This window comes from Austwickia chelonae NBRC 105200 (assembly GCF_000298175.1).
In the GTDB taxonomy this organism is placed as follows: domain Bacteria; phylum Actinomycetota; class Actinomycetes; order Actinomycetales; family Dermatophilaceae; genus Austwickia; species Austwickia chelonae.
Genome location: NZ_BAGZ01000003.1, coordinates 117,841 through 131,344 on the forward strand (window position 1 = coordinate 117,841; position 13,504 = coordinate 131,344).

Below are 13,504 nucleotides of genomic sequence, written 5' to 3' on the forward strand. Positions count from 1 at the left end.
AGCCCGTCCCGTCACCGGAGCCAGTGCCCACCGCTCACAGGGAGGGGACGAACCCGCTGACCAGTCGGATCTGCAGGAAGACCACGAGGGCATCCCACCAGCCGGTGAGCAGGAGCACACCCACCACCAGCAGAAGACCGCCACCGCACCGCTGGACGAACAGGTGGTGCCGGCGCAGCCAGGACGAGGCGGTGGCCGCCCGCGACCATCCCGCCGCCACCAGGAGGAAAGGCACCCCCAGCCCCACGCAGTAGGCCGTTCCGAGCAGTGCGCCGCGCAGGACCGTCCCCGGCCCGCCACCGGTGGTCGTCGCCAAGGTGTAGATGACCGCCAACGTAGGACCCATGCACGGCGCCCAACCGACCGCGAAGACCATGCCCAACAGCGGCGCACCGGCCAGACCTGCCGCCGGACGCCAACGCGGGGACCAGCTGGTCTGCGACCCCCAGCCCAGAAAGACGAACGCCAGGGCGATGACGGTCGCCCCGCCGACCATCGAGATGGCACGCCGGTGTTCGACGAGGAAGGATCCCGCCGCGGAGGCCAGCACCGTTCCGCCGAGGAAAACCGTCGAGAAGCCGACCACGAAGAGCGCCGCCCCGCCGACCACCCGGCCCCGAGCCGCTCCGCCACCGCCAGGACGGGCCGCATCCGACGGGCCGGACTGCCCCCGGGAGGTCCTTCCGATCTCTCCGGACAACCCGGTCACATAGCCGAGGAAACCCGGGACCAGAGGCAGGACACAAGGCGAGGCGAAGGAGACCGCCCCGGCGGCCAGCGCGACGAAGACGGCCAGGAGCAGGTTCCCGTCGGCGACGACGGCGTTCACGGCGTGTCCCTCCTGCCCGGGCCGGTGATCATGTCTCCTTCAGGACGTCCTCGACCAGTCCGACGAGGGTAGACTCGCTGGTCAGCTCCCCGGAGACACGGGCGGCGATCCGCCCCTCCCGGTCGATGACCAGGGTGGTGGGCGTGGCATTGGCCTTGCCCTGGAGCCCGAGGGTGAGGCTTCGGCTCTGGTCGCTCAGGCTGGGGTAGGTCAGCCCGTACCTCTTGACGGCCGCGGCACCCGTCTCGGGTGATTCACCGCTGTCGATACCGACGAAGACGACCGGTTGGGTGGACTCCCGCCACCGGTTCCAGGCTTTCTCCAGGCGGGGCATCTCGGCTTCGCAGGGGGCACACCAGCTGCCCCAGACGTTGATCACGACGACCTTGCCCCGGTGGTCGTCGATCCTCCACGGGGTGCCGTCGAGGAGTTTGCCTTCCAACCGGACCGGTCGGGCACGGTCAGCGGCCCGGATGCTCTCGATCGCCCCGTTGCCGGCGACATAGCCTTTGTTGTCGCCCCGCTGCGCCTGGCCGGCGATCGAGTTGGCATCGGCGGAACACCCCGTCAGGGCCAGGACGCCGAGCGCACAGGTCAGCCAGGCGACTCTGCGAGGGCAGCCTGCGCGGGGGCCTGAGGCCCGGGCCCGACGGGGCGCTCCGCCGCTGGTCATGCCCCGGGCACCGCGGAGGCGTCTGGGTAGAGGGAACGGGCCGGTTCGGTGTAGGAGACCGCCGTGAGGTCGTCGCCGTCGAAGGTGAACGAGGTCACCGAGGACAGATTGCACCGCCGCCGACGAGGGTCGTGCCATAGACGTTCACCGGAGAGGTGACGGCGGAGGGTCTCGATGGGCAGCTGGTGGCTGACCAGGACCGCTTCGTGTCCACGGGCGCTGTCGCGGCTGGCTTCCAGGACCGCTTTCATCCGGGAGGCGATCTGGGAGTAGGCCTCGCCCCAGCTGGGTCGGAAGGGATTGATCAGTCGGGGCCAGATCGCAGGTTCCAGCAGCCGGGACGTCGTGAAGGCCTTTCCTTCGAACGAGTTCTCCGCTTCCAGGAGGCGGTCGTCCAGACGGACGGGGATGTCGAAGGCGTCCATGAGTGGACCTGCGGTCTCCTGGGCACGTTCCAACGGGGAGGACACCAGGACGGTCACATCCCGATCGGCGAGACTCTGCGCGGTGAGCTGGGCCATCTCCAGCCCACGGTCGGACAGATGGTAGTCCGGGAGACGGCCGTAGAGGATCCGGTCGGGGTTGTGGACCTCCCCGTGCCGCACGACATGGACGACGGTACGAGACGAAGTCATGCGCCCATGCTCCCATGGCTCGACACGGCAGGGTCCTTCTTGGCCGCGGCCGCTCGTGCCGCAGCCGGGAGCGCGGACAGCACCTGGTCGATCGCGTCGTCGTCGTGGGCGGCCGAGCAGAACCACGCCTCGAAAGCGCTCGGGGGCAGATGCACCCCGTCGGAGAGCATCGAGTGGAAGAACGACCGGAAGGCTGCGGTGTCCTGGGCCCGGGCGTCGTCGTAGTCGGCGACCGGCCCTTCCCGGAAGAAGATACTGAACATGCTGCCGGCCCACTGCACGGTGTGGGGCACCCCGGCGGCGTCCAGAGCAGCGCTGGCGCCGCCGGCGATCACCCGGGAGACCTCGGTCAGTCGGGCGTAGACCGATGAGTCGCAGGCCTGCAGCGTGGCCAGGCCGGCGGCCGTCGCCACCGGGTTACCGGAGAGGGTCCCGGCCTGATAGACCGGCCCCTGCGGGGCGAGCAAACCCATCAGGTCGGCCCGCCCCCCGAAAGCTGCCGCGGGGAAACCGCCGCCCATCACCTTCCCGAAGGTGAACAGGTCTGGCGCCCCCTGGTCCTGACCGTCGTGCAGGTCGTAGGGACCTTCCAGGCCGTACCAGCCCGCAGCGGAACAGCGGAAACCGGTCATCACCTCGTCGCTGATCAGCAGGGCGCCGTGCTGCCGGGTGACCCGACGCAGCGCCTGGGTCCAGCCGGGAGCAGGCGGGACGACGCCCATATTTCCCGCAGCTGCTTCGGTGATGACCGCGGCGATCCGCTCCCCGTGCTCGGCGAAGGCCGCCTCCAACGCGGGGATGTCGTTGTACGGCAGGACGATCGTCTCGGCGGCGGCGCTCGCCGGCACCCCGGCCGAATCGGGCAGGGCGAAGGTGGCCACGCCGCTGCCGGCATGAGCAAGGAGGGCGTCGACATGGCCGTGGTAGCAACCGGCGAATTTGACCACCGCGCTGCGCCCGGTGGCGCCTCGGGCCAACCGTACGGCGGACATCGTCGCCTCGGTCCCTGAGCTGACCAGGCGGACCTGTTCGACCGGGGCGACCCGGGAGACGATCTCCTCGGCGAGGGCCACTTCGTTCTCGCTGGGGGTGCCGAAGGAGAAACCTGAGGCCGCCGCCGCGCGCACCGCGTCGAGGACCCGTTCGTCACCGTGTCCGAGGATCATCGGCCCCCAGCTGCAGACGAGGTCGACATAGCGTCGTCCGTCGGCATCGGTGAGCCAGGGCCCCCGCGCGCTCGCGATGAAACGGGGAGTTCCTCCGACCGCTCGATAAGCCCGTACCGGACTGTTCACCCCGCCGGGGATGACCGTCGAGGCGCGTTCCATCAGAGCCGCGGAGGCTGGCGCGTCATAAGGGAAAGGGGTGTGCTCAGCGCTGGGGTCGACCATGGCCCCATCCTCTCCCATGGCCGGTGTCGGCCGGCGGCGGAGTCGGCGGCGGAGTCGGGAGAGCTGCTCAGGGAACCTTGGCCGGCTCCGGAACGACCTCGGCGGGGGCCTCTTCGTCATGGGAGGAGAAGGTCCACACCTTCTGCAGGACGAAGGAGATCGGCATGGTCGCGAAGATCTGGATCAGATTCGCCCAGAAGGAAGCTTTGCGCAGCGCCGTGGAGCCGTCGAAGATCTCCAACGGCAGCGCCACCGGCGAGCCCGGGGTCAGCAGCATGCTCATGATCCACAGCCCGCACACGAAAGCGGCCACACCGATGACGAAGTACCGTCCGAAACGTTTCCGGCTGGACATGCCGCCGGGGCGGAAGGTCCAGGCCCGGTTGAGCTCGAAGTTCCACACGTTGGCCAGGATGAAGGAGATCGTGGCCGCCAGATGGTAGACCCGGAAGTTCTTCGCGGTCGGCCACAGCCCGAAGAGCACCTGGCTGTCGGGGTACGACGTCAGTTTCACGATCAACAGGAAGACGCCCGCGTTCACCGCCACCCCGGATGCCCCGACCACACCGAACTTGAGGAACTCGGTGAGATAGGTGAGTTTCAGGAATCTACGCGCGGGAAGGTCTGTCGACACCATCAAAGGGTAGAACGCCCGCAATGCTCGACGTCCCGGTGGTCCATCGATGCCGACATCGCCGCTTCTGCCAGGGAGTTTCGCCGTCGTCGTCGCCCGGTGTCCGGCCGTTCTCAGGAGGCGTCGCCGGGAAGTGCGTCCCGGACACGGCTCATGAAGTCACCCAGCGCGAGGAAGTCGTCGTGCCCCAAGGGCTCGAGAAGGTAGCGGCGCACGCTCTCGACGTGGGAGGGCGCCAGGACGGTGAGCAGTCGACGTCCTTCCTCGGTCAGACACAGGTCGACCCCGCGTCGGTCGTAGTGGACGGAGCATCGGTTCACCCATCCCCGGTTCTCCATCCGGGTGGCGGTGTGGGTCAGCCTGCTCCGGGACTGCACCACCGTGTCGGCCAGGACCGACATCCGCAGGCGCCCTTCCGGAGCGTCGGAGAGGATGGCCAGCACCTCGTACTCGGAGATGGACATGCCGTGGACCTGCAGGGCACGGTCCAGCGCGTCCATCAGCAACCAGCTGCCCCGGAGGTAGGCACGCCAGGCGGTCTGTTCCTCGTCGGTCAACCAGCGGGGTTCTCCCGGCTCGGTCGATCGGCCACCGCCGGGCACCGCCGACCCGGTCTCGGCTAGCTGTCGCTGCTGTCGCATCCTCGTCCTCAATGAGCTGGGTGATACACCGGCCCAGCGGACGCCCCGACAGCCGTGAACACCGTGTTCAGCGCGGTGGGGCGTCTGGATCCCACCGCGTGAGGCCCCGACCGTCCTCTCCGGCCGGAAACCTCACCGCAGACGATAACGGCAGCGGCGTCGGGGATGTCGGGCAGGTCCGACCCTTCGCCGAACGATGTGCGCAGGCGCCTGCTCAGCCGAGGAGCCGGGCGGCTTCGGCGGCGTAATAGGTCAGGATCTGCTGCGCACCTGCCCGTCGGATACAGGTCAGGGTCTCCAGGACGACCCGTTCCCGGTCGATCCACCCCTGGGCGGCGGCGGCCTCGATCTGGGCGTACTCCCCGGAGACCTGGTAGGCGCTGACCGGCACCGGCGACTCGGCGGCGACCGCCCGCACCACGTCGAGATAGGGCAGTGCCGGTTTGACCATGACGAGATCGGCGCCTTCCTCGATGTCGAGACGGACCTCACGCAACGACTCGGTGAGATTCGCCGGATCCTGCTGGTAGGTGGTCCGGTCGCCGGTGAGGGTCGACTCGACCGCGTCCCGGAAGGGGCCGTAGTAACCCGAGGCGTACTTCGCGGCATAGGCCAACAGGATCGTGTCGGTGTGTCCGGCCTCGTCCAACGCCGTCCGGACGTGACCGATCTGGCCGTCCATCATGCCGGACAGGCCCAACACGTGGGCTCCCGCCCGGGCCTGGGCGATCCCCATGGCGGCATAGCGTTCGAGGGTCGCGTCGTTGTCGACGACCTGACCGCGCCGTGGGTCTTCGCGGAGGAGTCCGCAGTGCCCGTGGTCGGTGAACTCGTCGAGGCACAGGTCGGCCATGACGACGATGTCGTCGCCGACCGTGTCACGGACCCGGTTCAAGGCCACGTTGAGCACCCCGTCGGGGTCGTCGGCCCCCGACCCGCGGGCGTCCCGCCGTTCCGGGACCCCGAAGATCATGACCCCGCCGAGGCCGAGGTCGACCGCCTCCTGCACCTGGGTCAGCAACGAATCCATCGAGTGTTGACTCACCCCGGGCATGGAGGCGATCGGCGCGGCCTCGGCCGCGCCCTCCCGGACGAAGAGCGGCAGGATCAGATCGGCCGGGTGCAGCCGGGTCTGGGCGACCAGGCGGCGCACGGCCGGGCTCTGTCGGAGCCGACGGGGACGGATCGTCAGCGGGGCGGCCTCGGACATCGGTTCTCCGTTCGGAAGGGTCCGCGCCGGGCACGGACGCGTGCTGAGGATCAGGACCGGCGGCGGCGCCGGGTGTTCTTCTCGCTGGGCCGGACGAGTCGTTCCCCAGCTTCCTGCGCGGCCTTGGCCCGTTGGGTGCCATAGGTCGCCAAGGCGGCCACCAGCGATGCCGCGCTGGGTTCCGGTGCGACGACCGAGACGGTCAGGCCGTGTTCCTGCGCGGTGGCGGCCGTGGCCGGTCCGATACAGGCGACGACGGTGCTGGCGTGCGGTTTACCGGCGATCCCCACGAGGTTGCGGACCGTCGACGAGCTGGTGAAGAGCACCGCGTCGAAGTCACCCTTCTTGATGGCCTCGCGGACGGGTGCCGGCGGTGGCGCGGCCCGCACGGTGCGATAGGCGGTGACATCGTCGACCGCCCAGCCGAGTTCCTGGAGCCCGGCGACGAGGACGTCGGTGGCGATATCGGCCCGGGGCAGGAAGACCCCGTTGATCGGGTCGAGGTCGGCGTCATAGGCAGGCCAGTCCTCGAGGAGACCGCGGGCGGACTGCTCGCCGCTGGGGATCAGGTCCGGTTCCAGGCCCATCGCGCGCAGGGCGTCAGCGGTGACCCCACCGACGGCGGCGATCTTCAGACCGGCGAAGGCCCTGCTGTCCAGCCCTCGTTCGGCAAATTTCTCCTTGACGGCCCGGACGGCGTTGACCGACGTGAAACCGACCCATTCGTACCGACCGGTGACCATGCCTTCGATGGACTTGTCCATCTGAGCCGGGGTGCGCGGCGGTTCCACGCTGATGGTCGGGACGATCTCCCCGACAGCTCCGTAACACTGGAGTTCGGCCATCATCGAGCTGGCCTGGGCCTTCGTCCGCGGCACCAGGACCCGCCAGCCGAAGAGCGGCAGCGACTCGAACCAGCTGAAGGCTTCCCGGTCGGCGACTCCGCCGCCGACGACGGCGACCTGAGCGCCGGGCACCCGTCCGGTCCGCAGCAGTTTGACCGCTTCACCGAGAGCCACGACGGTGGTGCGCTGCTCGGTGGTGCTGCCGTTGGCGACGAGCGCGACGTCGGTGTACGGGTCACGCCCTTCGGAGAGGGTACGTTCCAGACCGGTAGCGATGTCCTCCGGTTCGCCCATGATGGTGACGGCCAGATCGTCCGAACCGGCGACCGACCAGGTCGTGGTGTCGGAGACCCTCGAGATGACCAACGAGGCCGGGGTGCCGGCGCTCGCCCAGGGGATCCCGGCGTAGGTGGGAACGGCGGTGGCATAGCTGACACCGGGGACGACCTCGACGGCCAGGCCTGCCCCCAGGCAGGTGGCGAGCTCGGCACGGAGGGTGTCCGCGAGCCCGGAGGCTCCGTCCATCAGTCGGACGACGACGGCTGAACCGTCCTCGTCGGTGGGCTTTCGGGCGACCTCGCGGACGAGACTTCCTAGAAGTTCGGCAGCGTTCTCCCCCAGGACTTCCGGGGCCTCGACGATCCGAACGCCCGCGCGGGCGTGTCGGTCGACGATGGAACGCGGGGTGCCCTTGTCGAGAATGATGACGTCGGCCTGCGCGACCAGGTCTGCTCCACGGACGGTCAGGAGGCCGGGCGCTCCCGGTCCTGTCCCGACGAAGGCGACGCGGGCCAGCGCGTCATCGGCCGGTGGCGTGCTTTGGCGGCTCAAGGATGATGCTCCTGCGGTGCGGTCGTGAAACGGTCGGCGCCTTCGTCGAGTAATCGACAGGCCAGATCGGCACCGATTTCCACTGGGTAGAGAGGCGATCCGTCAAGACTGCGCCGTATATTTTCACGGCCGTCCACTGTTCCCACGAACGCTGTCAGACAAAGACTGGTTCCCGATGGGGTAGGGACGATCTGCGCGTGTGCACCGATCGGAGCCGTGCAGCCGGCTTCGAAAGTTGCCAGGAGGCTGCGTTCGGCCTGGACACAGGCACGACTGTCCGGATCGTCGAGGGCTTCGACAGCTTGAATGATATCGCTTCGGTCAGAACGACATTCGACGGCGAGTGCACCTTGCCCGGGGGCTGGGATCATGTCGTCGACCTCGAGCACGTCGGTGACGACCTCGAGGCGCCCCAGCCGGGCCAGGCCGGCCCGGGCGAGAACAACCGCATCGCAGGCTCCCGAGGCGACCTGGCCGATCCTGGTGTCGATATTCCCCCGGATGGCCTTGACCTGCAGATCAGGTCGTAGGGCGAGCAGTTGGGCCGCTCTGCGCGGGGAGCCCGTTCCCACGACGGCTCCGGCGGGGAGCGCGGACAGGGCCAGCCCGTCGCGGGCGACCAGTACGTCCCGCGGGTCCTCCCGTTCGGGGACCGCGGCGACGACCAGACCCGGCTCCTCGGCCGAGGGGAGATCCTTCAGCGAGTGCACGGCCAGGTCGACGCGTTCTTCCTGGAGCGCGCGCCGGATGGCGGAGGCGAAGACTCCTGTTCCGCCGATCTGGGTGAGCGGTGCGTCGTTGACATCGCCTTCGGTGACGACGAGTCCGAGTTCCACCTCGTGGCCGCGGGCGCGGAGCAGATCCGCGACCCATTGTGCCTGGGTGGTGGCCAGTGCGCTGCGACGTGTGGCCAGTCGCAGAGGTGTCCTCACGCCAGGCCTCCCTTCTCCGGGGGTGTGGACACGGCCGCGACCTCGTAGGGGTCGAGGTCGAAGAGCTCGCGTAGGGCGTGTGCGTAGTCGCTGGGGTCGGCGGTACCGGTGAGTTCCTTGACCCGCACGGTCGGCGTGTGCAGTAGTTTCTCGACGACGCGGTGCATCGCCAGACGCACCTCGTCCTGTTCCGATCGGTCCAGGCCCGGCAGCCGGGAGTTGAGCCTGGTGAATTCGCCCTGGAGCACCTCTTGGGCCCGGGCCCGCAGTGCGGCCACGGTCGGCGCGACCTCGAGGGTGCGCCGGTGGGCGAGGAAGGCGGCCACTTCCGCGGTGACGACGTCCTGGGCCTCGGCGACCGCTCCTGGGCAGTCGGGTGCTGCGGTCATGATCTCGCCGAGGTCGGCCAGGGCGTGGACGACGACTCCGGGGGTCGAGGCCACATCCGGGTGTACGTCGCGGGGCAGGGCCAGGTCGACATAGGCCTGGGGCCGGTGGCAGCGTGCCGCGGAGGCGGTGAGTACCTGTTGGGTGTCGAGGACGTAGCCGACGGCCCCGGTGCAGGAGATGACGATATCGGCCTCGGCGAGCACGCGGCCGAGGCTGGCGACGGTCTCGGCCCGGCCCGAGGTGGCCACGGCCAGGCGTTGGGCGCGTTCGTGGGTGCGGTTCACGACCACGAGGTCACGGCAGCCCATCCGGGAGACGGTGGTGGCGGCGAGGCTGCTCATGGCACCGGCGCCGAGGACGAGCACGCAGGCCTCGGACAGGTCTCCGACGTGGGCGGTGGCGGCTCCGACGCCGGCTTCGACGAGGGAGGGTCCGGCTTTGTCCAGACCGGTGTCGGTGTGGACTCGTTTGGCGACCCGTAGCGCCTGTTGGACGAGGGCGTTGAGGACCGGTCCGGCGTGGCCGACGTCCTGTGAACGGCGCAGGCTGGTGCGGAGCTGGCCGAGGATCTGGGCTTCGCCGACGGCCATCGAGTCGAGACCGGAGGCGACGGAGAACAGGTGTGCGATGGCCCGTTCCTCGTAGTGGACGTAGAGGAAGTCGGTGAGTCGTTCGCGTTCGATGCCGGTGGCGTCGACGAGGCATTGGCCGATCTCGGTCAGTGCGCCGTGGAAGGTCGTGGCCTCGGCGTAGACCTCGAGCCTGTTGCAGGTGCCGAGGACGATGACTTCGCGGATGTTCTCGCAGGCCGCCAGCGCGGTGGCGAAGGTCTCTTGTTCGCTCGCGTCGAGGGCGGCTTCTTCCAGCACGGTCATCGGTGCGCTGCGGTGCGAAAGACCGATCGCGAGCAGGCTCATACCGTCACCTCCTCGCTGTGAGCGTGGAAGGCCAGGATCTGAAGTTCGTTGGCCAGGTCCACCTGGCGCAGATGTACGCCCGGCGGTTCGGGGAGGACCGTCGGTGCGAAATTCAGGATACCGGTGACTCCGGCCTCGACGAGCCGTGTGCAGACCTCGTCGGCGACGTCCTCGGGGGTGGCGATCACGGCTAGGACAGGGGCATAACGGGAGATGACGCGGGGAATCTCTTGTGCTGCATGAACTTCCACCCCTTCGACCCGAGTTCCGATGAGCGCGGGATCGGAGTCGAAGAGAGCCACGATCGCGAATCCCCTGCCGTCCAGTCCGGGGTAACGGACCAGGGCCTTCCCCAGGCGGCCCGCGCCGACGATGACCACCGGCCAGGGGTGGCTCAGGCCGAGCGCGTGGGCGATGTGCCCGGCGAGTCCGGCGGTGTCGTAGCCGACCCCCCGGACTCCGTAGGAGCCGAGCAGCGAAAGATCCTTGCGCACCTGCGCCGAGCTGACCCCGGTGGCCGCGGCCAGGTCGCGGGAGGAGACCGATCGGGTCCCCCGGTCGATGAGCTTGCCCAGGACATGCAGGTAGTCAGGAAGCCGGGCGATCGTCGCCTCCGACATGCCCCGGCGTGCGGCGATCTCATCGGACACGAGTGCACCGGCTCCTTGTCGCACAGGGTAGGGACAGTTCACGATAGGCGTTTCGAGGTAGCCGATCCAAACGAGACCGTTCTCCTCTTTATTACATTTCAGATACCGACACTAGACGGCTTCTCACTTCGGCCTCGGTAACAGAGCCGATGAGAATTACCGACAGCACCACCCCGTTCGACTCCGTTAAATTCCTTCAAGTCGGCCCGGGCAGGCCACTCTCAACGGGCCAAGGCCTCCCGGAGAAGGCTCTCGTCGACCCGTAGACGACACACCACGACGTCGTCCACCAGCACCAGGGGCACCTCGTCCCACCATGCCGGATCGGCAGCACCGCTCTCGGTCAGATCGCATTCCGACCAACCGACCCCGGCCGTTCCGGCCACCTCCCGCACCACCTCACGCGCCAGATCGCACAGATGGCAGTCCGGGATCGACATCAGGACAACCCGCGGACGACGGTCACCCACCGACATCGACACCAGGACCCACCCCTTCTCAGAAGAAGGCCGGACCACGCCGGGCCAACAGGCTGTACAACGTACGCTGCACCGTCTCGCGCACCTGGTCGGTCAGGTCGAGGACGAGGATCGGGTCGTCGGCCGCCTCCGGACCGTACCGGTCGGTGGACAGAGGACGACCGAACTCGATGATCCACTTGCTCGGCAAGGGCACCAGCCCCAACGGACCGAAATGCGGGAACAACGGCGTCACCGGAAAATACGGAGTGCCCAGGGCCCGGGAGAGCGCCGGCAGATAACCCAGGATCGGGTAGATCTCCTCGGCACCCACGATGCTGCACGGGATGATCGGTGCACCGGACCGCAAGGCCGAGGCCACGAAGCCTCCCCGACCGAAACGTTGCAAACGGTACCTGTCCTGGTAGGGCTTCCCGATGCCCTTGAAACCTTCCGGCCACACCCCGACGATCTCTCCTGCGCCGAGCAGCCGCTCGGCATCGGTGGGATTGGCCAAGGTGCTCCCGAACCGGCGGGCCAGCTCACCGGCCACCGGCGAGGCGAAAAGCATGTCGGCCCCGAGCATCCGCAGATGCCGACGGGCCGGGTGCTCGTCGTGCACCGCCAACTGGGTCATCAACGAATCCAACGCGATCGTCCCCGAATGATTCGCCACCACCAGGGCCCCGCCCTCGTCCGGCAGATGATGCACCCCGCGGACCTCGACCCGGAACCAGGAACGGTAGAGCGGACGCAGCATCGGCAGAAAGACGTGCTCGGTGAAGTCCTCGTCGAAACCGAACTCGTCGACGGTGAACTCCCCGGTGATCCGACGACGCAGAAAGGCCAGGGTGTCCGCCACCCGGTCGTCGACCTCACCCTCGGGGAAACCGGCCTGACGAGCCGCCCACCTCAACCCGGAGACGAGGGCCTGGACCGCGGCCGCCACCTCGCCCGCACCGGGCGCCCCGTCCCGTCCCTGCGAACCCGCTCCGGTCGTCATCCCTGGTCTTCCTCCTGCCGGGCCGCCGCCCCGTCCGTCCCCGTCCTACCGTCACCGGCGGTCCGCCGCCCCGTCGCCGCGACCACAGCGGCACTCATCGCCGCCGCCCACTCCCGGGCCGCCCGCACCGGCGGCACCGGCGGCGGGAAGGACTGCACCGCCTCGAGGAAGGCCTCGCGGGTGGAGTGCCGCGGGATGAACCCCAGGTGTTCCCGCGCGCGGGAGACATCCATCACCCGCCCGTACCTGAGATAGTTGACATCCGTCGCATCGAAAGGGACGAACCAGTCGCTGTGTCCCAACCGGTTCAACGGCAGGCCCGACCGGGTGGGCACCGGAACGAAGGCCCGCCCGGACAGGGCCACCGCCTGCAACAAGGTGATGATGCCCTCGCCGGCCACATTCACCACGCCCGCAGCCGGACCGACCACGGCGGTGATGATCGCGGCGACGGCGTCGTCCTCGTGGAGGAACTGGAGCCGGGCGTTGTATCCCAACGGAACCGGGACCACCGGAAGAGCGAGATAGTCGAGCAACGGCGAGGACATGTGCGGTCCGACGACATGGGCCAGGCGGAGCACCGTCCCCTCCAGATCCGGACGGCGACGACGCGCGGCGCGCAGATAACCCTCGACCTCCAGCGCATCCCGCACCCCGCCGGTCGAGCGCACCCGTGAGGAGGTCTGGTCCTCGGTGAACAGGGCCGGATCCCGGGGAGAAGCCCCATAGACGGCACAGGTCGACTTCAACACGATCCTGGACAGTCCGGCGGCCTGCTGGCAGGCGGCGAACAGCTGCATGGCCCCGAGGACATTGGCCTCCTTCTGGGAGGCCCGGGCCCCGCCTCGGGTGGTGTTCGTGGACAACGACAGATGGACGACGGTGTCGATCCGGGCCTGTTCCAGCAGGCGGGCGACGATGGGATTGCGGACATCGGCCCGGACGAACTCGGCGCGGCCCAGCTCCTCCCGGGGCGGGATCATGTCGAGACCGATCACCTTGGAGACGTCGTGGCGCAACGCCAGCCCTCGCGCCACCCGGGCGCCCAGATGCCGACTGACACCGGTGACCAGTACGGCCCGTGCCATCGCACACCTCCTCAGCTCGTCGCCTGATCCTAAGCGTCGCAAAGGGATTCCAGAGCGCTGAAGAGGGGTGATCCCTACGGGACCAGATGACGACGAAGCCCGCATCCACTCCGGATGCGGGCCATCATCGACCTGTGCGCCGCACGGGCGCCGTGGTCACTTCTTGTTACGACGCTGGTGACGCGTCTTGCGCAGCAGCTTGCGGTGCTTCTTCTTCGCCATCCGCTTGCGGCGCTTCTTGATCACAGAGCCCATGAGTGGTCCTTTCAGAACGATCCCAAAAAGCGTACTCCCCCCGCCGCATCGTGCGGAAATCGCCGACGGACCTTCATGAAGGAATCACGCAGAACCTGTTCGCCCGAGGTCGGCGGCCGGCG

15 protein-coding genes are annotated in these 13,504 nt (G+C 68.7%); all 15 read right to left on the reverse strand.

Annotated features, from left to right (window positions below; all coding sequences use genetic code 11):
• Positions 1-34: 34 nt before the first annotated feature.
• Positions 35-829, reverse strand: a complete 795-nt coding sequence (locus tag AUCHE_RS02285) for a cytochrome c biogenesis CcdA family protein (protein ID WP_006501644.1) — start codon at positions 827-829, stop codon at positions 35-37.
• 28 nt (positions 830-857) lie between these two features.
• Positions 858-1,502 (reverse strand): TlpA family protein disulfide reductase, encoded by a 645-nt coding sequence (locus tag AUCHE_RS02290; RefSeq protein WP_006501645.1) that lies wholly within the window; start codon positions 1,500-1,502, stop codon positions 858-860.
• On the reverse strand, positions 1,499-2,137 hold the full coding sequence (locus tag AUCHE_RS02295; protein WP_006501646.1) for a histidine phosphatase family protein: 639 nt from the start codon (positions 2,135-2,137) through the stop codon (positions 1,499-1,501). Before AUCHE_RS02295 ends, AUCHE_RS02290 begins: the two co-directional genes overlap by 4 nt.
• Positions 2,134-3,528: a glutamate-1-semialdehyde 2,1-aminomutase gene (hemL, locus tag AUCHE_RS02300; protein ID WP_006501647.1), complete on the reverse strand. Its 1,395-nt coding sequence runs from the start codon at positions 3,526-3,528 to the stop codon at positions 2,134-2,136. The genes AUCHE_RS02295 and hemL overlap by 4 nt, the downstream gene beginning before the upstream one ends.
• A 67-nt stretch (positions 3,529-3,595) precedes the next feature.
• A complete protein-coding gene (locus tag AUCHE_RS02305) occupies positions 3,596-4,162 on the reverse strand; it encodes a GtrA family protein (RefSeq protein WP_162137213.1) in 567 nt (188 codons plus the stop codon).
• A 113-nt stretch (positions 4,163-4,275) separates the two neighbouring features.
• A complete protein-coding gene (locus AUCHE_RS02310; protein WP_006501649.1) occupies positions 4,276-4,803 on the reverse strand; it encodes a MarR family winged helix-turn-helix transcriptional regulator in 528 nt (175 codons plus the stop codon).
• Between the two features lie 214 nt (positions 4,804-5,017).
• Positions 5,018-6,013, reverse strand: coding sequence for a porphobilinogen synthase (hemB, locus tag AUCHE_RS02315; RefSeq protein ID WP_006501650.1), 996 nt, complete (start codon positions 6,011-6,013; stop codon positions 5,018-5,020).
• Positions 6,014-6,063: 50 nt separating this feature from the next.
• Positions 6,064-7,689: a bifunctional uroporphyrinogen-III C-methyltransferase/uroporphyrinogen-III synthase gene (locus tag AUCHE_RS02320; protein ID WP_006501651.1), complete on the reverse strand. Its 1,626-nt coding sequence runs from the start codon at positions 7,687-7,689 to the stop codon at positions 6,064-6,066.
• The gene (gene hemC, locus AUCHE_RS02325; protein WP_006501652.1) at positions 7,686-8,621 is read right to left on the reverse strand and encodes a hydroxymethylbilane synthase; all 936 of its coding nucleotides are present in this window, start codon (positions 8,619-8,621) and stop codon (positions 7,686-7,688) included. The genes AUCHE_RS02320 and hemC overlap by 4 nt, the downstream gene beginning before the upstream one ends.
• Positions 8,618-9,928 carry a glutamyl-tRNA reductase gene (locus tag AUCHE_RS02330; RefSeq protein WP_006501653.1) on the reverse strand — a complete coding sequence of 437 codons (1,311 nt, stop codon included), beginning with the start codon at positions 9,926-9,928 and terminating at the stop codon, positions 8,618-8,620. The genes hemC and AUCHE_RS02330 overlap by 4 nt, the downstream gene beginning before the upstream one ends.
• On the reverse strand, positions 9,925-10,578 hold the full coding sequence (locus tag AUCHE_RS02335) for a redox-sensing transcriptional repressor Rex (RefSeq protein WP_006501654.1): 654 nt from the start codon (positions 10,576-10,578) through the stop codon (positions 9,925-9,927). The genes AUCHE_RS02330 and AUCHE_RS02335 overlap by 4 nt, the downstream gene beginning before the upstream one ends.
• Positions 10,579-10,799: 221 nt before the next feature.
• Complete coding sequence (locus AUCHE_RS02340; RefSeq protein ID WP_040321186.1) at positions 10,800-11,054, reverse strand: glutaredoxin family protein; 255 nt, start codon at positions 11,052-11,054, stop codon at positions 10,800-10,802.
• Positions 11,055-11,076: 22 nt separating this feature from the next.
• Positions 11,077-12,039, reverse strand: a complete 963-nt coding sequence (locus AUCHE_RS02345) for a lysophospholipid acyltransferase family protein (protein ID WP_006501656.1) — start codon at positions 12,037-12,039, stop codon at positions 11,077-11,079.
• Entirely contained in the window at positions 12,036-13,127 is a 1,092-nt protein-coding gene (locus AUCHE_RS02350; RefSeq protein WP_006501657.1) for an NAD-dependent epimerase/dehydratase family protein, read from the reverse strand. The genes AUCHE_RS02345 and AUCHE_RS02350 overlap by 4 nt, the downstream gene beginning before the upstream one ends.
• Before the next feature lie 156 nt (positions 13,128-13,283).
• A complete protein-coding gene (locus AUCHE_RS16045; RefSeq protein ID WP_003792170.1) occupies positions 13,284-13,382 on the reverse strand; it encodes a 30S ribosomal protein bS22 in 99 nt (32 codons plus the stop codon).
• Positions 13,383-13,504: the final 122 nt, after the last annotated feature.